We start from the raw sequence: 19,420 nt of genomic DNA on the forward strand, positions 1-19,420 counted from the left end.
GGGTGCGTGCATCGCAAGGCGGAGGACTGAGCCATGGCGGAGCCATGGTGATGGACGACAACGCCGCGAGGTGCGTGCCCCAGCCCCGTGACGCCCCCCCAATTGCCGGTCGGTCTTAATCCGTGGGTCGAGGGGCCGTTCAGCCCGTGCTCAGGCGCAACTTCAAGCGCCGCACGTCCCTGCGTATACGGCGCGCCACCCGCCGGGAGAGCGACGCCCGGCGAGCCTCGACCCTGGGCTGCTCGATGCGCTTGCCGCCGTGCCAGTCGGGCACAGTGACCTCGAAAGCGGAGTCGGGGAGCCCGGCCGACCGGTCGCGGAAGTGCGGGTACGCGAGATAGAGCTTGTCGCCCCCGCGCGAACGGATCACGTCCGGAAGGGTCTTCGCCCGGAGGAACTTCAGGTGGTCGGCGAGCAGATCGGTACGCCCCTTGGCGACGCAGGCGAGCCGCAGCCGCTCGGCTACCTTGATCCGCCTGGCCACGCCGTCGTTCCAGTACGCGTCCATCAGGGGCGCCGCGAGCTCCATCTTGTGGCGACGCACCTCCGGCGACTCCTTGAGCACGCGAGGTCCGAACTGCTGCAGCATGCCGACCGTGAAAGGCCGGACCATCAGGAAATCACGCTTCGGACCTGCGGGTTCGAGCCGGCGAATGAGGTCCATCATCGCCCGCAGGGAATCGAAGCGCCATTCATAGGTGCCGCTCTTGGTGACGTGCTTTCCGTCGTCGCGGCCGACCAGGTAATAGCAGATGTAGTCGGAGATCACGGAGATCCCGGCGCCTCGCAGATAGGCCTCCAGGGTGAACAGGGCATCCTCGCCGGTCCGGAGATTTTCGTCGAATCGCAGCGCGAGCCGTTCCAGCAATTCCCGCCGGAAGAGCTTCTGCGCGCTCAGCGTGTAAATGACCTTGGATTTGTATACGTCGACCCGGTCCTTGGTGGCGGTCCACATCGACTGGGGCGCTCCCCGGTTGACGCCGACCACCTTCCCGAGCACCACATCGGTGCCGGCCCGGTCGGCCGTGGCAACCATCCGCTCCAGGGCCTCGTCGCCGAGGTAGTCGTCGGCGTCGAGGAAGAAGACATAGCGGCCGCGTGCCCTGCCGAGACCCACGTTGCGCGGGCCGCTCGGGCCGCCGGAGTTCGCCTGACGCACGACTGTCGTCGGCACTGCGGAGCGGGCGGCGAATTCCTCAAGGTATTCGCCGGTGCCATCGGTCGAGCCGTCGTCGACCGCGACAATTTCGACCCGGTCGGCGCCGATGGTCTGGCACTCCACGGATTCAAGACAGCGGACGAGGTACGGCATTGCCTCGTACGCTCCGACGATCACCGTCACGTCAGGAATCTGCATCTCGTTCACACCCACAGAAGACAGTCGACGCCACCCGTTGGTTGCCCCACACTCGACGCGCGAATAGTGACACTCATCACAAAGGCCCGGCAAATCCCCTCAGGGTCTTCACCGGGCCTTGGTGAACTGGTATGGGTTGCGGCGATTTTCAGCCGTTCACGGGCTCGCTCAGGCTGATCGCCACACCGGTGTTCCGCGCCTCCGACTTGGCGGCGAGCGCCGTCACGGCCGCGTCGAACTGCACGATGGACGTGGGCTCGTCCGGGCCGAGCAGATACTGCTTCAGCTCACGCCGGGCGTCCGCCAGCGCGTCCGCGCTCTCGTCGACCACCGCGCCGAGCAGGGCATCCAGCTCGGTCGCCGCGTTGGAGAGGACCACTGCGGCACGCACCGCGGTGTTCTGCCGACGGAACTCGTCCTCGCCCAGCTCGGCCGAGTCCGTGACCGCGTACGGCTTTCCGCTCGCGATGAAGTCGGACACCACGCTGGAGATGTCCGAGACCATGGCGTCCGACTCGTTGAAGCAGTCGTACAGACGCATCTGGGAGCCGGAGATGACCTTGTGCTCCCACCAGCCCAGCGAGCGCCAGAACGCGGCGTTCCACTCGTCCTTCAGCTTCGCGGTCTCGGCCTCGCGCGCCGGGTCCGCGAGCGAGTCCCGGGAGAGCTCCGCCTCGTCCCGGGCCACCCGGCCGCCGCTCGGCTCTGCGGCCAGCTGCGCCTCGATGCGGGCCAGCTCGGACTGCGCCGCGGCGCGCTCACCCTGCAGGGCGGCCGATTCCGTCGCCCAGCCCGGGTCGGTGGCCCGCTTGGCGGCGGCCTCCTCGATCATCGCGGTGATGCGCAGATGCACGGCCTTGGCCGCGCGGCTGCGGGTACCGGTGAAGGGGTGCGGCTTGTACAGAAGCCGGACCGGCGGCTCGGCCTCCAGCAGCCGCCGGACGATGTTCTCGCCGGCCAGCAGCAGCGAGGTGTTCCCCGGGTTGTCGTCCCAGCCCTCCCAGGTGGGCGCGTACAGCACGGTCGGGATCGGGTTCTTCGGCGCGCCGGTCCACGGCTTGATGGTGGCCAGCTGGGGACGGCCCACCTCGACGATGTCCTCGTCCCGTACGCCGACATCGGCCAGCGCGTAACGGTCGCGGCCGGCCCGGCCCGCGGTCCACACCTCGTCGTAGACCTTGCTGTACGGGTTGACGCTGGCGAGCTTGTCGCTGTCGCCGTGGCCGATGAAGACGTGCTTCATGGTCGGCACCCGCAGCAGGTGGATGTTCTTGCCGACGTTGGCGGCGTAGAGCGCGACCCGCACCGACGACAGGTTCAGGTTCATCAGGTGCACGCCACCGGGTACGCAGAGCACCGGTACCGAGGTCGTGTTGAGCTGCAAGACCATGGGACGCTCCCGCAGCAGGATGAGCGGCCGGCCACCGAGCTGCCCCATCGTTTCCAGCCACATGTTGACCTGGTAGGCCGATTCCTTCGAGCCGGAGAAGTACAGCATCACCGTCGGCTGGTACTCACCGAGCCAGTCGCCCACGGCCTTGAGCACCTTGGCCTCGGACGGCGCGAGGCGGCTCGGCCGGACATGCGGAAGGAGCGCTGCCAGATATCCGACCGCGAGGACGAGCGTGAGCGCGAGTCCCACATAGGCGAGCCCGTGCCTGCCGGTCTCGATCGCGGCCAGGACGCCGACCATCGCGAAGACGTCCAGATGCAGCATCTTCTCCGCAGGCCGGTTCATCAGCAGCTGCGGCGGGGCGTCCGGAATCCGCGCGGCTTCGAGGTCGATGTTGTGGGTGACCACCGGAAGCTTGCGGCGCAGTCGGATGAGGGCGACCATCGCGCCCTGCGGCGCCTGGAGACCGTAGAAGGCCAGCAGGCAGGCGATCGTCACGTAGAAGAGCGTCATCTCGCCGTATCCCATGCGGGAGAGCAGCAGGATCAACAGCAGCTGGCGCACCAGGAAGCGGATCGAGAGCCCGGCTCGGACGGTGGTCAGGCGGTTGATCAGGTAACTGCCGCAATGGTGCAGATACCGGTCGGCCAGGTACGTCACCGCTGCTGCCGCGATGAAGAACCACAGATTGGGGATCATCGCCGCGAGCATTATGCACGGGAACCCCAGAGCCATGGAGAGCGCGGCGGTCAGCTCCGAACCGCTACCCACGCGAGCCAAGCGAATGGCTTTCGAAATCACGAAGTACCGCTTCCGAAAAGAGTGCCGACTTTTTTTACCTTACGAGGGAAAGGTGAAGAAGACCTTCACGAATTCGGACCCCTGCCGTTCGCGCGGAGCGACAGCAGGGGTCCGAATAGTCGATTGTCAAGCACTATTACACATCCGCCTGTCGATCCAGGACAGCGGCAAGCGCCTGTTCGAAGCCGGATGCCTCGGATGCACTACGGGTCGGGTCCTGCTGACGTACGTCGATCACGTGGCCGGTCATCTCGGAGAGCAGGACGTCGAGCGAGGTGCGGGCGACCGCCTCGGAGGAGAGCAGCGTGCCCGCGGGCTCGTCGCCGAACGCCTTGGTGCGCATCGGGGTCGCGGTGCGCTCGGGGTTCACGCAGTTCACCCGCACACCGTCGCCCGCCCACTCGTCCGAGAGTGCCTGGGTCAGGTTGACCATGGCGGCCTTGGTCGACGAATAGAGGCTGTACTCCGCGCGTCCGCGGGTATAGCTGCTGGAGGTGTAGAGCAACAGCTGGCCCTTGGTCTCCACGAGGTACCTGTACGAGGCGCGGGCGATCTGGACGGGCGCCAGGTAGTTGACGTTCAGCGCTTCCTGGATGGTCGCGCTGTCCGTCTCGGCCAGCTTGCCGATGCGCAGCACGCCCGCGGTGTTGATCACGTAGTCGACGCGGCCGGTGTCCGCGTAAGCCTTGGCGAGAGCATCGTCGACGTGCTCGGGGTTCTCCACGTGCGTACCGGTGGTGGAGCGGCCCAGGGCGTAGACGTTGGCGCCGTAGGACTCGGCGAGCGTCGCGATGTCCGCGCCGATCCCGTACGAGCCGCCGAAGACGACCAGGGTCTTGCCGGTGAGCAGTTCGCGGTAGGAGGCGTCGTCGGCCGGCTGCGGCACGGCCGTGGAGGCCAGCTGGAAGAGCTTGTCCGCGATGAAGACGTCGACCGGCTGGGTGACCTTCATGTTGTACTCGTCGCCCGCCACGACGTAGATCGGCACGTCGGGGAGGTACTTCAGCACGACCGAGCAGTCGTCGGTGGCCTGGAAGTTCAGGTCGCCCGCGGCGACCTCGTAGGCGCGGCGGATCGTGGAGAGCTTGAAGGCCTGCGGCGTCTGGCCGCGGCGCAGCCGGGACCGGTCGGGCACGTCGGTGATGAACTCACCGTCACCGCCGTGGGTGCGGGTCACGATGATCGTGTCCGCGGACGGGATGGCGACGTCGACGGCCTGGTAGCGGTCCAGGGCGTCCACGCAGTCCTGGATGACGCGCTGCGACAGCAGGGGGCGCACGGCGTCGTGAAAGAGGACGTTGCGGTCCTCGCCCTCGGCCAGGCCCTCGCCGAGGGCCGCGATGGCGCGCTCGGTGGTCTCGTTGCGCGTGGTGCCGCCCTCGATCACCTTGGTGACCTTGGTGAGGCCGGCCTTGGCGATGATCTTCTCGACGTCTGGCACATAGCCCGGCGCCATCAGAACGATGATGTCGTCGATGGAGTCGGCCTGCTGGAAGATCGATAACGTGTGCTCGATGACAGCCTTGCCTGCGATCTTCAGCAGCTGCTTCGGGATCGACAGCCCCACGCGCTGGCCGGTACCGCCGGCGAGCACGACTGCTGTGCTTCGGGCTGTGGCTATGTACTGAGCAGACACAGACGACCTACCTTGCGAGGGCCGGGAGATGCAACGATGGTTGCACTCTCCGTTACCGTCTCGCAAGGTGGACGTCGGCTTCCGCATGCCCCGCGGACACCTGCCGTTGCCTTGTGATCAGGGCGAATACCGGAATCGGCGCTTCCCTGCCGGGTGACCGACACCACCCGTTTGAGCGATATGAACCACCCGTGAGCGGGATTCCTGGCCACTGGCCGCGACGGGCGGCGACTCCGGGTTCAGGGTCACCGCAGGGGCGGGCCGTCGGTACAGATCTGCCACCGCGACCCGCCACACCCTGCGTGACCCGTCCGGAAACGGGCTGAACCCGCCGTCCGGGAACGGGCTGGCACCCGCCGTCCGGAACGGGCTGAACTCGTCGAACCCTTCTGGACCAGTGCCGTGACCGGCAGTGTTTGCCCCATGAGGAGCGTCGTCCGGTGCGTGCGATCGCAAGGCGGCCGGAAGTCCCCCAGTGGGGTCTCCTTTGCTCGAACGAAGTTGAGAGCTTGGGGAAGGAGCCACCAGGGCTTTTGGCCAACGCGGCGAGCAGGCGTGCTGGGCGGCGCGACGGGGCAAAGCTTGCCGGGAGCGGCACTAGAACGGGTTGAACTCGTCGAACTCGCGCTGCACCTCGTCATGCTCCGTCTCGCGGTCACGACGGCGCTGGGCCGCCGGGCGGGGGGCTTCGAGACGGTGGTCCTCGCCGCGCCGGCCGAGCATCTCCGCGCCCGCCGCCACGGTCGGCTCCCAGTCGAAGACGACCGCGTTGTCCTCAGCGCCGATGGCCACGCCGTCGCCCGCCCGGGCACCGGCCTTCATCAGCTCGTCCTCTACCCCGAGCCGGTTGAGCCGGTCGGCGAGATAGCCGACGGCCTCGTCGTTGTTGAAGTCGGTCTGGCGGACCCAGCGCTCCGGCTTCTCGCCGCGCACCCGGTAGATGCCGTCCTCCTCCAGCGTGACGGTGAAGCCCGCGTCGTCCACGGCCTTCGGGCGGATGACGATGCGGGTCGCCTCCTCCGCCGGCTTGGCGGCGCGCGCCTCGGCGATCACACCGGCGAGCGCGAAGGAGAGCTCCTTCAGGCCGATATGTGCGACGGCGGACACCTCGAAGACACGGTAGCCGCGCTCCTCGAGCTCCGGGCGGATCATGTCGGCGAGGTCCTGGCCGTCCGGGATGTCGATCTTGTTGAGGACGACGATGCGGGGCCGGTCCTCCAGTCCGCCGTACTGCTTCAGCTCCTCCTCGATGATGTCGAGGTCGGAGACCGGGTCACGGTCGGACTCCAGCGTCGCGGTGTCCAGTACGTGCACGAGAACCGAGCAGCGCTCGACGTGCCGCAGGAACTCCAGGCCGAGGCCCTTGCCCTGGCTGGCGCCCGGGATCAGCCCGGGGACGTCGGCGATGGTGTAGACGGTGCCACCCGCGGTGACCACGCCCAGGTTCGGGATGAGCGTGGTGAACGGGTAGTCGGCGATCTTCGGCTTGGCCGCGGACAGGACGGAGATGAGCGAGGACTTGCCCGCGCTCGGGTATCCCACCAGTGCGACGTCGGCGACGGTCTTGAGCTCCAGGACGATGTCCCGGGACTCGCCCGGCTCGCCGAGCAGCGCGAAGCCGGGGGCCTTGCGGCGGGCGGAGGCGAGTGCGGCGTTGCCGAGGCCGCCACGGCCGCCCTGTCCGGCCACGAACGTGGTGCCCTGGCCGACCAGGTCGGCGAGCACATTGCCGTCCTTGTCGAGGACGACCGTACCGTCGGGAACGGGCAGAATCAGATCCTGGCCGTCCTTGCCGGAACGGTTGTCGCCTGCACCGGGCTGGCCGTTGGTGGCCTTGCGGTGAGGGCTGTGGTGGTAGTCGAGAAGCGTGGTGATGTCCTGGTCGACGACCAGGGTCACATCGCCGCCACGGCCGCCGTTGCCGCCGTCAGGACCGCCGAGCGGCTTGAACTTCTCACGGTGAACGGAGGCACAGCCGTGGCCTCCGCTACCCGCGGCGGCATGCAGCTCGACGCGGTCCACGAAGGTGGTCATGGTGGAAACCTCCAGTTACTTACATGCAGAAATGACTCAAAGCTCATGTTGTCCCGCTGGGGACAGAAGCTGTCTCTCACAGGAGAAACACGCGAAAGGCGGACCCGCTTCCCGTACGGGAAGTGAGGTCCGCCTCCGCAGAAACCGCTCGACGAGCGCCGAAATTACTCGGCGATCGGAACGATGTTCACGACCTTGCGGCCACGGTGGGTGCCGAACTGCACCGCACCAGCGGCGAGCGCGAACAGCGTGTCGTCGCCGCCACGGCCGACGCCCGTGCCCGGGTGGAAGTGGGTGCCGCGCTGGCGGACCAGGATCTCACCGGCGTTGACGGCCTGGCCGCCGAAGCGCTTGACGCCGAGCCGCTGAGCGTTGGAATCGCGCCCGTTCCGGGTGGACGATGCGCCCTTCTTGTGTGCCATGTCTCCTCAGTCCCTTACTTCGCAGCCGCGGGGATGCCGGTGACCTTGATCGCCGTGTACTGCTGACGGTGACCCTGGCGACGGCGGTAGCCGGTCTTGTTCTTGTAGCGAAGGATGTCGATCTTCGCGCCCTTGTGGTGGTCCACAACCTCGGCCTGGACCTTGATCCCGGCAAGCACCCACGGGTCGCTGGTCACGGCGTCGCCGTCGACCACGAGCAGGGTCGAGAGCTCGACCGTGTCGCCAACCTGGGCAGTGGAAATCTTGTCAACCTCAACGATGTCACCGACAGCAACCTTGTGCTGGCGGCCACCGCTGCGCACGATGGCGTACACGCGGATCTCTCTCTCACTCGGAACGGGTCCCCTGATGCCAGCCGCTCGCGCAGGCCGAAACCTGCGACGATCCGGAAGGATGAGCGGCCTCTCCTGACGGACGGATCCGTCAGCGAGGGATGTGCTCAGGGGTGGGCGCGCATGGAAACACGCCGAGGTGCAAGGCTACGGGTCCGCACACTTGTGGGTCAAACCGGGACCCTCGGACCTGTCGCCTGATGGTGCGCGGACTGCTGCGGAGCGCCGGGCTCGGCCGCGTACCGGCCGTCGTCGGGCAGATCGCCTTCCTTGTCTCGCCCCTCGGCTGGTGGAGCCTGCAGGCGCTGAGCGAGGGTCTGGTCACGATCTGTGCGCTGGGGACGGTGTGAGGTGGTGTCCTGATGGCGCGCGGCGGGCGGCTGTCCGGTGCGGTGCTGTTCACCGGCGCCCTTGCCGTGTGCGCGGTGACGCGCTACTCGACCGCTCTGGTGCCGGCCGCCCTGATCGCGGTCGCGGCGCTCGCCTCCTGGCTCCTCCGCCGCCCCCGGCACGATCTCCTCCTCGCCGGTGCGGCCACCGCATGCGCCGTCGCCGTGGCGCTGGCCATGAAGCTGCTCGGCCTGCCGTCCTCCGAGGTCACGCTCCAGGACACATTCACGCGCCATTTCCGCTCGCCGGACGTGCCCGACCCGTGGGCCCTGCTGACCGACCTCAATCTGCAGTACTGGAGCCAAGGGCCGCCCAAACGACGAGGTGCGGCCCTCCCGTGGGAGGACCGCACCTTGTCGTTCACCTTCCGACCGTCGGTCAGCCTTCGGTGTCCGCCGAGACGACTGCCGGCGACGACTGCTCCGCGGCGACCGTCTTCTTGACCGCCTTCTTGGCCGTCGTCTTCTTCGCGGCGGTCTTCTTGGCAGCCGTCTTCTTGGCGACCGCCTTCTTGGCCGTCGCCTTCTTGGCGGTCTTGCGCGCCGTCTTCTTCGCCGGGGCCTCGGTCTCCGCGGCTTCCGCAGCCTCGACTGCGGCGGCGACCGGCTCCGTGTCGGGCTTCGGCTCGGTGGAGCCGGTCACCACGACGACCTCGGCGGCGTCCGCACCCGCGGGCGATCCTGCGGGAGCGGTGACCTTGCGGGTCACCCGGCGCCGGGCACGCGGCGGGGCGGCCGGAGCGGCCTCCTCCGGTGCGGCCGCCGGCTGCGGAGCCTCGGCCACCGGGGCCTCTGCCACCACATCCGCGACGGACAGCGGCGCTTCGGCCGGCGCGACCTGCTCGGCCGGGGCCGGCGATCCCGCCGGAGCAGTCGCCTTGCGGGTCGCCCGACGGCGCGTACGGCCCTGCGGCACCTCGGCCACGGGGGCCTCGACGGCCACCGGGACCTCGACGGCCGGCTCGGGCTCGACGACCGGCTGAGCCTCGGCAACCGGCTCCGGCTCCACGACCGGAGTGGGCGCGGGTGCGAACTTCGGGGCACCGGCCGGGGCCGACGCCTTACGGGTCGCCCGCCGGCGGCCACGGCCACGCGAGGCAGCCGCCTCGGCCTCGGCCGGGCTGCTGTACAGCTCCTCGTCCGGTACGAACTCCGGCTCGGGGAACGCCAGGGGGGCAGCGACCTCCGCAGCCACCTCGGCCTCGGTCTCCACCTCCGCCTCGACGTGCTCGTGGTCGGCGAGGTACTCGTGCTCGGGCTGCTCACCGGCACCGCCGCGGCCGCGCTTCTTGGCGCGCTTGCCGTTGCCACCGCCACCGATCGAGCTCGGCTGCTCCATGTGCACGACCACGCCGCGCCCGTTGCAGTGGACGCAGGTCTCGGAGAACGACTCCAGCAGCCCCTGGCCCACCCGCTTACGGGTCATCTGGACCAGGCCCAGCGAGGTGACCTCGGCGACCTGGTGCTTCGTACGGTCGCGTCCCAGGCACTCCAGCAGGCGCCGCAGCACCAGGTCGCGGTTGGACTCCAGGACCATGTCGATGAAGTCGATGACGACGATGCCACCGAGGTCGCGCAGCCGCAGCTGACGCACGATCTCCTCGGCCGCCTCCAGGTTGTTCCTGGTGACGGTCTCCTCGAGGTTGCCGCCCTGACCGGTGAACTTGCCGGTGTTGACGTCGACGACGACCATCGCCTCGGTCTTGTCGATCACCAGCGAACCGCCGCTGGGCAGCCAGACCTTCCGGTCCAGCGCCTTCATCAGCTGCTCGTCGATCCGGTACGTCGCGAAGATGTCGACCTCGGAGGTCCACTTCGACAACCGGTCCGTCAGGTCGGGGGCGACATGCCCGACGTAACCGTGGATGGTCTGCCACGCGTCGTCACCGCTGACGATGACCTTCGAGAAGTCCTCGTTGAAGATGTCGCGGACGACCCTGACGGTCATGTCCGGCTCACCGTAGAGCAGCGTCGGCGCGTTGGCGCTGCCGTTGCTCTTCGACTTCTTCTGGATGTCCTCCCACTGCTGCTGCAGCCGCTCGACATCACGGCGCAGCTCGTCCTCGCTCGCGCCCTCGGCCGCGGTACGGACGATGACGCCCGCGTCCTCGGGGACGATCTTCTTGAGGATGGTCTTCAGCCGGGCGCGCTCGGTGTCGGGCAGCTTGCGGCTGATGCCGGTCATGGAGCCCTCGGGCACGTAGACCAGGTAGCGGCCGGGCAGCGAGACCTGACTGGTCAGGCGGGCACCCTTGTGACCGATCGGGTCCTTCGTCACCTGGACGAGGACGGACTGGCCGGACTTCAGCGCGGTCTCGATCCGGCGCGGCCCGTGGGCCATGCCGAGCGCCTCGAAGTTGACCTCACCGGCGTACAGGACGGCGTTGCGCCCCTTGCCGATGTCGACGAAGGCGGCCTCCATGGACGGCAGTACGTTCTGCACCTTGCCCAGGTAGACGTTGCCGACGTAGCTGGTGGCCTGCTCCTTGTTGACGTAGTGCTCGACGAGCACGTTGTCCTCGAGGACGCCGATCTGGGTGCGCTCGCCGTTCTGGCGGACGACCATCACGCGATCGACGGCCTCACGGCGGGCCAGGAACTCCGCCTCGGTGATGATCGGGACGCGGCGGCGGCCCTGCTCACGGCCCTCGCGGCGACGCTGCTTCTTCGCCTCCATACGGGTCGAGCCCTTGATGGACTGGACCTCGTCGAAGCCGGTGCCGGGCTCGGCCGCTTCCTTCCCACGCCGTTCCCGCGGCTCGCGGACCTTGACGACCGTACGCTCCGGGTCGTCCGTGCCGGACTCGGCCTCGGGCGACGCGTCACCACTGCGACGGCGACGACGACGGCGACGACGGCTGCTGCTGGAACCGGAGGCGGACGCCTCGTGGTCCTCTTCCTCCTCCTCGTCGGCCTCGTGACCGCGCTCGTGCTCGTCCTCGGACGTGTCGGCAGCGTGCTCGTCGGCCTCCGCGGCTTCGTCCGACTCGCTGGGCTCACCGCGACGACGGCGACGGCCACCACGACGGCGACGGCGCGAAGGACGGTCCCCGTACTCGTCCGGCTCCTCGCCCTCGTGCTCGGCTTCGCCCTCGGCCTCCGCCTCGAGCTCGTCCTCGGCGTGCTCCTCCACCGGGGCGGCAGGGGCGGGCGCCCGGTCGGCGACCGGCTCGGTCTCGACGGCCTCGCCGCGGCGGCGGCGACGGGAACCGCCCTGCGGTGCGGCCTCGGCGGCCGGAGCCGCCTCTTCGGCCGACGGGGTCTCCTCGGCCGTCTCGATCTCTTCCTCGATCTCTTCCTCGGCCTCGTCGTAGTGCGAGGCGGGACCGGCGGCCGCGGCGGCGGCAGCGGCGGTCTCCGGGGTCTGGAACATCGGCTCGGCGAAGACCGGCGCCTGGAAGACGGCCACGGCGGGACGCGTCGCCCGACGGCTCTCGCGGGCGGGCTCCTCGACCTTGCCGGTGAACTCCGGCCGGCCTGCGGGGGCGGTGGCCCGGCGGCGCTGACGGCCACGCGGCGCGGCGGCCTCGGTCTCCTCCTCCGGCTCGGCGACCGGCTCCTCGGCGGCCTCGGTCTCGACCACGGCCTCCACCGGCGCGACGGGCTCGACGATCTCGGCGGCCTGCGGGGCACCCGCGGGCGAGGTGGCCTTGCGGGAGGCCCGACGACGGCCGCGCGGGGCAGCCGGCTCGGCAACTTCTGCGGTCTCTGCGGTCTCGGTGACCTGCACGGCCTCCACGGCCGCCACGGGCTCGACGATCTCGGCGCTCGTGGTGTCGCCCGACACGGGCTGCGGGGCACCCGCCGGAGCGGACGCCCGGCGGCGGGTACGGCCACGCGGGGCGGCGGCCTCGACGGGCTCGGCGACGGGCGCCTCGATCGGAGCGGCGGTCTCCACGACCGGCGCCGCCTCGACGACCTCAGCGGCCTGCGGGGCACCAGCCGGAGCCGTGGCCGTGCGCGTCGCCCGGCGACGCGCACGCGGCGCCGGAGCGGCCTCAGTGGGCTCTGCGGCCTCGGCGGGCGCAGCAGCCTCGGGGGCCTCCTCGGCCTTCGGCGCACCCGCGGGAGCGGTTGCCTTGCGCGTCGCCCGACGACGCGCACGCGGCGCCTCGGCGGTCTCGGCGGGAGCAGCGGCTTCGGCAGGCTCCTCCACCTCGACGGGCTCGACGACCTCGGCGGCCTGCGGGGCGCCCGCGGGGGCTGTCGCCTTGCGGACCGCGCGGCGGCGGGTACGCGCCGGCACCGCGGCCTCCGCCTCGGCGGCAGCGGCGTCGGACCCTTCGGCGTCAACGGCCGGTATGGCCGGCGCGACTGCCTCGGCGGCTTCCGCGCCCTTGGCACCCGCCGACGGCGGGCCTGCCGGGCGGGACGCTGCGCGGCGCCTGCGGCGCGGCGGCAGCTTGTCACCGGGGGTGTTGTTCTCTTCGGCGTTCCCGGTCGTACCGGGTTCGATCGGTTCGAGCATGCGGGCGGTTCTCCCGTCGCGCTCCCGGGCGCCGCGCCTGATTCCGGTCCGGCACGGTCCGCATGCAAAACGCGGTACCGCCGTCCGGGGCGCGGGCGCCGCACGGGAGCTGAATGTCTGGCTCGCCGGTTCCGTCCGCGATGTACGTACGGCCTGGCGAAAGTCTTATGGGTCAGCGCGCGGCCCGGCCCAGGTGGCTCCCGAGCCCGAGGGCTGCGCTACAACGACCGCCTTACGCGGAACCTGCACCTTCCGGCGCCGTCGCGACGGCGGTCCCGGTGGCCGTGGGTTGCACGGCCGGGGCTGCCTCGCGGTCGGGCGCGAGCGGGTCGGTCACCGTTCCGGACTCCTCGTCGAAGAGCCCCTGCGCCAGCCTGGTCACCGCTGCGGGGACCGGCGGCGCCAGGTCGGCCACAACGCGGAGACCGGACAGGACGTCGTCAGGTCGCACGGCAGGTGTCACGTGCCGAACAACCAGCCGCAGTATCGCACAGGGCTTGTCCCCCGGCCTATCAGCGCCGGGATCGATGGCCTCCAGGCCGGCGACGGCCGCGCGGGCGTCGAAGGTCCGCATGCCGTTCTTCGTACGGCGCTGGACCTCGACGGTCTCGGCGCCGAGGAATCCGGCGACGGCCTTCTCGGCGTCCTCGAAGGGGACCCCGTCGAGCCGCATCTCCCAAACGGAGGCGGTCAGCCGGTCGGCGAGACCCGAGGTGCGGGCCTCCACCGCGTCGGTGATGTCGAGGCCGTCCGGGAGCGACGCGTCGAGCAGTGCGCGCAACGTGTCGGGGTCCCGCGGCTCGGTGAGGGCGATCTCCAGGAACTCGGCCTCGCTGCCCGTGCCGGTGGGTGCGGCATTGGCGTACGAAACCTTGGGGTGCGGGGTGAAGCCCGCCGAGTAGGCCATGGGCACCTCGGCGCGCCGCAGCGCCCGCTCGAACGCGCGCTGGAAGTCGCGGTGGCTGGTGAACCGGAGGCGGCCGCGCTTGGTGTAGCGCAGTCGGATGCGCTGCACTGCCGGTGCGGGCGGCGGGCCTTCGGGCTGTCGCTTGCCCAGTGGTTCTTCTCCTCGGTGCGGAGCGGACGCGGTGGCACGCCGCCCTCGAAATACGGGTGGCCCGGGGGTGTCCGGTCCGGCTCACCCCTGCTTGCGCAGGGAGATCTCGGGTTCGGGCGCCGCGCTGGGCACAGTCGTTGTACTACCCAGAGTACGCGCAAGGGGGCGCACCGGTTCCCGGGGCTCGGGGACCGGGCCCCCGCCGGCCAGTGCGCGCCATGCGTCGCGGCGGGCCTGCCGCACGCTCTCGCGCGCGGTGCGCAGCGCACTGCGGGCCGCACGTCCTGCCTCGACCGCGGCGCGCTTGGCGGGGGCCCAGACCGCGTCGCGCACGAAATGGCCGACCGGGGCGCACACCGTGCGGTAGGCCCAGGCCATCGGGGCGCCGATGAGATGCCACGCCAGCCAGGCAAGGCCGCGGCCGACGGTCCGCGAGACGAATCCGGCGATACGCCAGGCGACGCGGAGCGCGGCGGCGAGCTCCCGGCCGACCGGGGCGAGGACCCGCCGGTACAGCCAGGCGACGGGGGCGACGAGCAGCGTCCTGACCAGCCAGCCGACGGCCGCCCCCAGCCCCCGCGCGGCTGCGATGACGCCGCTCGCCACCACGTCGGCCAGCCAGGCGATGCCGCGGCCGAGCGGGGTGAGCAGCGCCCGGTACGTCCAGGCCAGCGGCACCACGACCAGGTGCTCCACCAGCCAGGTGACGGCGAGCGCGAGCGGCACCAGGACATACCGCCACACCCCGACCACCGGCCACACGAAGACAGCGGTGAGCACCCAGCCGATGCCGGTGGCGAGGCCCCGTCCGGCGGGGGTGAGCAGCTTGCGGTACACCCACCGCAGCCCATGCCCGACCGGAGTGAGCACCCACTTGTACAGCCAGACCATCGGCGCCACGATCCCGTACCGGACGACGGGCACGACCACATACCGCCACAGCGCCACCCACGGCCACACGAAGACGGCCGCGCCCAGCCACAGCAGCCCCTGCCCGACCACGGCGGCCAGCCACCGCAGCCCGTGCCCCAGCGGGGTGAGGACCGACTCGTACAGCCGGACCAGCGGGACGACCACGAGCACCCTGCCCAGCCAGGACAGGGCCCGCCCCAGGGGGCGCAGCAGGACCCGGTCGGCGGCGCGTGCGGTGGCGACGAGTACGTCCCAGACCATCCGTACGGGCAGAACGATCACGAGCACCACGACCCGTACCGGAATCCTGATGAACGTGGTCAGGCAGCCGTCGCCGGTTTCGTAGTGCCCAGGTGCCTGATGCCTGCCGTACACGCGGGGCTGCTTCTCCTGGTCCATGGGAGACAGGACGCGAAAGACCCGGCCCAGGGTTTCCCGGGCCGGGCTTTCGTCATCGAGCTGTCACCCGAACGGTGACGTCCTGTGTGACGTGATGTCCGGGGTTAGACCGACCGGCAATTGGGGGGTGGGTGAAGGAGCGGGGCTGGGGTGCGTGCATCGCAAGGCGGAGGATTGAGCCATGGCGGAGCCATGGTGATGGACGACAACGCCGCGAGGTGCGTGCCCCAGCCCCGTGACGCCGCCCCCCGATTGCCGGTCGGTCTTACTTGACGACCGTCAGCGGAAGCAGCTTCTTGCCCGTCGGACCGATCTGAATGTCCAGGCCGAGCTGAGGGCACACGCCACAGTCGAAGCACGGGGTCCAGCGGCAGTCCTCGACCTCGGTCTCGTCGAGCGAGTCCTGCCAGTCCTCCCAGAGCCAGTCCTTGTCCAGACCGGAGTCCAGGTGGTCCCAGGGCAGGACCTCCTCGTACGTCCGCTCGCGGGTGGTGTACCAGTCGACGTCCACGCCGAACTCGGGGAGCGTCTTCTCGGCGCCCGCCATCCAGCGGTCGTACGAGAAGTGCTCGCGCCAGCCGTCGAAGCGGCCGCCGGACTCGTAGACGGCGCGGATGACCGAGCCGACACGGCGGTCGCCGCGCGAGAGCAGGCCCTCGACGATGCCGGGCTTGCCGTCGTGGTAGCGGAAGCCGATCGAGCGGCCGTACTTCTTGTCGCCGCGGATCTTGTTGCGCAGCTTCTCCAGCCGGGCGTCGGTCTCCTCGGCGCTCAGCTGTGGGGCCCACTGGAACGGGGTGTGCGGCTTGGGTACGAAGCCGCCGATGGAGACGGTGCAGCGGATGTCGTTCTGACCGGAGACCTCGCGGCCCTTGGCGATCACATTGACCGCCATGTCGCCGATCTGGAGGACGTCCTCGTCGGTCTCGGTGGGCAGGCCGCACATGAAGTACAGCTTCACCTGGCGCCAGCCGTTGCCATACGCGGTGGCAACCGTCCGGATGAGGTCCTCCTCCGAGACCATCTTGTTGATGACCTTGCGCATGCGCTCGGAGCCGCCCTCGGGGGCGAACGTGAGACCCGAACGGCGGCCGTTGCGGGTCAGCTCGTTGGCCAGGTCGACGTTGAACGCGTCGACGCGGGTGGAGGGCAGCGAGAGGCCGATCTTGTCCTCGGTGTACCGGTCCGCGAGCCCCTTGGCGATGTCGCCGATCTCACTGTGGTCCGCGGAGGAGAGCGAGAGCAGGCCGACCTCTTCGAAGCCGGTCGCCTTGAGACCCTTCTCGACCATGTCGCCGATGCCGGTGATGCTTCGCTCCCGCACGGGGCGCGTGATCATGCCGGCCTGGCAGAAACGGCAGCCACGGGTGCAGCCGCGGAAGATCTCGACGGACATCCGCTCATGGACGGTCTCGGCGAGGGGGACGAGGGGCTGCTTCGGGTACGGCCACTCGTCGAGGTCCATGACGGTGTGCTTGGACACGCGCCACGGCACGCCCGACTTGTTCGGCACGACGCGGCCGATCCGGCCGTCCGGGAGGTACTCGACGTCGTAGAACCGCGGTACGTAGACGCCACCGGTCCTCGCGAGGCGGAACAGCACTTCCTCGCGCCCGCCGGGCCGGCCTTCGGCCTTCCAGGCGCGGATGATCTCGGTGATCTCCAGGACTGCCTGCTCGCCGTCGCCGATGACCGCGCAGTCGATGAACTCCGCGATCGGCTCGGGGTTGAACGCGGCGTGGCCGCCGGCGAGGACGATCGGGTCGTCGAGACCGCGGTCCTTGGCATCCAGCGGGATGCCGGCGAGGTCGAGGGCGGTGAGCATGTTGGTGTAGCCGAGCTCGGTGGAGAAGCTCAGCCCGAAGACGTCGAACGCCTTCACCGGGCGGTGGCTGTCCACGGTGAACTGGGGCACCTTGTGCTCGCGCATCAGCTCTTCGAGGTCCGGCCACACGCTGTACGTGCGCTCGGCCATGACGCCCTGGCGCTCGTTGAGCACCTCGTACAGGATCATGACGCCCTGGTTGGGCAGCCCGACCTCGTACGCGTCCGGGTACATGAGCGCCCAGCGGACGTCGCATTCGTCCCACGGCTTGACGGTGGAGTTGAGCTCACCGCCGACGTACTGGATGGGCTTCTGCACATGCGGGAGCAGAGCTTCGAGCTGTGGGAAGACCGAATCGACAGACATCGCGAACTTTCGAGAGCCGGCAGAGGTGACCATCCAGCGTACCCCGGCGCTCAGCTTGTCAGCTCCGACCGCAATTTCGGCCGGGAGGCCCGCTCCCACACCCCGGGCAGTTCCCGTTCGCGGGCGGCCGCGGCCGCCTCCTCATGCCCGTACAGCAGACCCCAGGTGAAGGCGGACTCCCCCGCCGCGTGCGCCTGGGCGGCCACGGTGCACAGGGCTTCGCGGGCGACGACGCTGTCCTGGTGGTCGCCGAGCACGGTCTGCACGGCCTTCATCCGCTTGGCGAACTTCTCGGCGGGCTTGCCCAGCGCGGGGGTGGCCGCCTCCCCCGCGTACCTGGCCCGCTTGGCGGCCTTGCGGGCCTCGTGCATCGCCACGTCCCGGCTCTGGCCCGCGGGGAGGTCCAGGGCGTGGCCGATCCGGGTGGCCAGGCGCGCGTAGTCCTTCAGGACGGCGCGCGGCAGGGCGTCCCGCGGGCCGCGGTCCGCGGCGGGCAGCAGCGGCGGGTCGGCGAGGAACGCGTCGAGTGTGCCGAGGAGCACCAGATACCGCTTCCCGTCGAGTACGCCGACGGTCCGGCGCCGGGAACCTGAGCGGCGGGCGGTGGACCAGATGCGCAGGCGGCTGCGGACGGGCCCGAGGACGAGGGTGCGGGGCAGGTCAGCGATCCGGGTGCGGAGCCGTTCGTCGAGGACCTCCTGGTCCCGGTCGACACCGAGCTCCGCGGCCAGCCACTTCAGCTCGTCACCGATCGGATCGGTGACCGTCCGGTCCAGGATCTTGCGGTACGTCCTGAAGGCGCTGCGCAGCCTGCGTGTGGCGACCCGCATCCGGTGCACGGAGTCGGGCAGATCGCGGCGTACGGCGGGGTCGAGGGCGACGATCGCCGTGATCTGGTCGCGTGCGAACGCCAGGACGTGGTCGCCCGCAGTCCGGGGCCGCGGCTTGCCGTCCCCCTTCGGGCGCTGCTTCCGCTTCGGGGCTGTCTCGTCGAGGGCCCTGGCCAGTTTGGACGACGATGCGGAGGGGCGTACGCCGCCCTTGCGCAGCCGGCGTTCGACGTCGTCGAGGAAGGCGGGGTCCTGGTCGTCTGCGAGTTCGACCTCGATCTCGGTCCAGGCGGCGGTGCCGCTGCCGCCCGTGAGCCGCTCGGCCCGGACCTCGTCGACGCTGAGTTCGGCGAGCAGCGTGCCGTCGGCGTCGAGCAGGTGGTGGACGTCCCGGGCAGAGAGCAGCCGGACGACGGGGACGAGCTCCGTCTCGCGGACCCGGGAGCGCAGCAGCCCTGCGAGGCTGTTCGGAAGGGTGTCGGAGAGCGGGGCCCGGATCTCGTCGCGGATCCCGGAGGCGACCGGGAATTTGAGGTGCCAGCCGGCGTCGGCGCCGCCGGTGCGGCGGCGCAGGGTGAGCGCGTCGGCCGCGAGCCGGTGGTCCTCGGTGTCGTAGTAGACGGCGTCCAGCTCCATGACGCCGCGGTGATCCACGGCCGCGACCCCGGCCACCCGGGTCAGATCGGGAAGCCGGGTATCGACGGTGGCTTCGTACTTCCGCTCGATCTCACGCTTCGAGTCCGCCATCGGACCTACTTTCGAGTGAACCGTCGGCTTCACCCGCAGCGACGCTGAGGCGTGTTCTAAGTTGTACACCTGTCCTCGGGCAGCGGTCAGGGCTTGGCCGTCAGGAGGTTCATCTGAACCGAGTGAGAAGCCGCCCCGTTCGCGGGGCGGAGGAGTCACGAACCGAATCTAGACGCGACGACGCGACGCGAGCGAGCGAGCGCGATCGCGATCGATTCCGTTCCCTGAGCAGTCCCTTGCCGGGACCTGGTGCACACCCGGCTCTAAGGGCTGTCCCGTAATCCCTGGTGGATCAGCGCACGGCGTCAGATGCGGTGCAGCGCAAGGCGGAGGAGCGTCCTCATACTGGGCGTATTCGGACGTTCCGACAACGCAGCGAGGTGCCGTAGCTGTCGTCGTGCGCCCCACCAGGGATTACGGGACAGCCCTTA

13 protein-coding genes are annotated in these 19,420 nt (G+C 70.1%); 2 read left to right on the top strand and 11 right to left on the bottom strand.

What is annotated here, in order from left to right:
• Positions 1–139: 139 nt before the first annotated feature.
• The 6 genes from ACWD6R_RS14635 to rplU all read right to left on the bottom strand — a co-directional run bounded on the left by ACWD6R_RS14635 (position 140) and on the right by rplU (position 7,978).
• A complete protein-coding gene (locus ACWD6R_RS14635) occupies positions 140–1,357 on the bottom strand; it encodes a glycosyltransferase family 2 protein (protein WP_451819007.1) in 1,218 nt (405 codons plus the stop codon).
• A gap of 148 nt (positions 1,358–1,505) precedes the next feature.
• Positions 1,506–3,551 carry a hypothetical protein gene (locus ACWD6R_RS14640; protein WP_451819008.1) on the bottom strand — a complete coding sequence of 682 codons (2,046 nt, stop codon included), beginning with the start codon at positions 3,549–3,551 and terminating at the stop codon, positions 1,506–1,508.
• A 136-nt stretch (positions 3,552–3,687) separates the two neighbouring features.
• Positions 3,688–5,187, bottom strand: coding sequence for a D-ribitol-5-phosphate cytidylyltransferase (locus ACWD6R_RS14645; RefSeq protein ID WP_451819009.1), 1,500 nt, complete (start codon positions 5,185–5,187; stop codon positions 3,688–3,690).
• A gap of 597 nt (positions 5,188–5,784) precedes the next feature.
• Positions 5,785–7,221, bottom strand: a complete 1,437-nt coding sequence (obgE, locus tag ACWD6R_RS14650) for a GTPase ObgE (protein ID WP_451819010.1) — start codon at positions 7,219–7,221, stop codon at positions 5,785–5,787.
• 164 nt (positions 7,222–7,385) lie between these two features.
• Positions 7,386–7,643: a 50S ribosomal protein L27 gene (rpmA, locus tag ACWD6R_RS14655; RefSeq protein ID WP_116211787.1), complete on the bottom strand. Its 258-nt coding sequence runs from the start codon at positions 7,641–7,643 to the stop codon at positions 7,386–7,388.
• A 14-nt stretch (positions 7,644–7,657) separates the two neighbouring features.
• On the bottom strand, positions 7,658–7,978 hold the full coding sequence (gene rplU / locus ACWD6R_RS14660; RefSeq protein ID WP_030921216.1) for a 50S ribosomal protein L21: 321 nt from the start codon (positions 7,976–7,978) through the stop codon (positions 7,658–7,660).
• A gap of 218 nt (positions 7,979–8,196) precedes the next feature.
• On the opposite strand from rplU, the gene ACWD6R_RS14665 reads away from it, so the two are divergent.
• A complete protein-coding gene (locus ACWD6R_RS14665) occupies positions 8,197–8,346 on the top strand; it encodes a hypothetical protein (RefSeq protein WP_451819011.1) in 150 nt (49 codons plus the stop codon).
• Between the two features lie 12 nt (positions 8,347–8,358).
• Positions 8,359–8,829, top strand: a complete 471-nt coding sequence (locus tag ACWD6R_RS14670; protein WP_451819012.1) for a hypothetical protein — start codon at positions 8,359–8,361, stop codon at positions 8,827–8,829.
• On the opposite strand, the gene ACWD6R_RS14675 is transcribed toward ACWD6R_RS14670, so the two are convergent.
• From ACWD6R_RS14675 to ACWD6R_RS14695, 5 genes are all read right to left on the bottom strand, one after another.
• Positions 8,765–12,853, bottom strand: a complete 4,089-nt coding sequence (locus ACWD6R_RS14675) for an Rne/Rng family ribonuclease (protein WP_451819013.1) — start codon at positions 12,851–12,853, stop codon at positions 8,765–8,767. The genes ACWD6R_RS14670 and ACWD6R_RS14675 overlap by 65 nt on opposite strands.
• A 232-nt stretch (positions 12,854–13,085) precedes the next feature.
• The gene (locus tag ACWD6R_RS14680; RefSeq protein WP_451819014.1) at positions 13,086–13,868 is read right to left on the bottom strand and encodes a TIGR03936 family radical SAM-associated protein; all 783 of its coding nucleotides are present in this window, start codon (positions 13,866–13,868) and stop codon (positions 13,086–13,088) included.
• A 123-nt stretch (positions 13,869–13,991) separates the two neighbouring features.
• The gene (locus ACWD6R_RS14685) at positions 13,992–15,221 is read right to left on the bottom strand and encodes a hypothetical protein (protein WP_451819015.1); all 1,230 of its coding nucleotides are present in this window, start codon (positions 15,219–15,221) and stop codon (positions 13,992–13,994) included.
• 265 nt (positions 15,222–15,486) lie between these two features.
• Positions 15,487–17,412 (bottom strand): TIGR03960 family B12-binding radical SAM protein, encoded by a 1,926-nt coding sequence (locus ACWD6R_RS14690; protein WP_451819016.1) that lies wholly within the window; start codon positions 17,410–17,412, stop codon positions 15,487–15,489.
• A 50-nt stretch (positions 17,413–17,462) separates the two neighbouring features.
• Positions 17,463–18,989, bottom strand: coding sequence for a CYTH and CHAD domain-containing protein (locus ACWD6R_RS14695; protein ID WP_451819017.1), 1,527 nt, complete (start codon positions 18,987–18,989; stop codon positions 17,463–17,465).
• Positions 18,990–19,420: the final 431 nt, after the last annotated feature.

The sequence above is a fragment of the Streptomyces sp. NPDC005151 genome, assembly GCF_053599875.1.

Coding starts and splice junctions, on each gene's coding strand:
- ACWD6R_RS14635 (WP_451819007.1), bottom strand. CDS start 1,357: ATGCAGATTCCTGACGTGACGGTGATCGTCGGAGCGTACGAGGCAATG.
- ACWD6R_RS14665 (WP_451819011.1), top strand. CDS start 8,197: ATGGTGCGCGGACTGCTGCGGAGCGCCGGGCTCGGCCGCGTACCGGCC.
- ACWD6R_RS14675 (WP_451819013.1), bottom strand. CDS start 12,853: ATGCTCGAACCGATCGAACCCGGTACGACCGGGAACGCCGAAGAGAAC.
- obgE (WP_451819010.1), bottom strand. CDS start 7,221: ATGACCACCTTCGTGGACCGCGTCGAGCTGCATGCCGCCGCGGGTAGC.
- ACWD6R_RS14670 (WP_451819012.1), top strand. CDS start 8,359: ATGGCGCGCGGCGGGCGGCTGTCCGGTGCGGTGCTGTTCACCGGCGCC.
- rpmA (WP_116211787.1), bottom strand. CDS start 7,643: ATGGCACACAAGAAGGGCGCATCGTCCACCCGGAACGGGCGCGATTCC.
- ACWD6R_RS14690 (WP_451819016.1), bottom strand. CDS start 17,412: ATGTCTGTCGATTCGGTCTTCCCACAGCTCGAAGCTCTGCTCCCGCAT.
- ACWD6R_RS14685 (WP_451819015.1), bottom strand. CDS start 15,221: ATGGACCAGGAGAAGCAGCCCCGCGTGTACGGCAGGCATCAGGCACCT.
- ACWD6R_RS14695 (WP_451819017.1), bottom strand. CDS start 18,989: ATGGCGGACTCGAAGCGTGAGATCGAGCGGAAGTACGAAGCCACCGTC.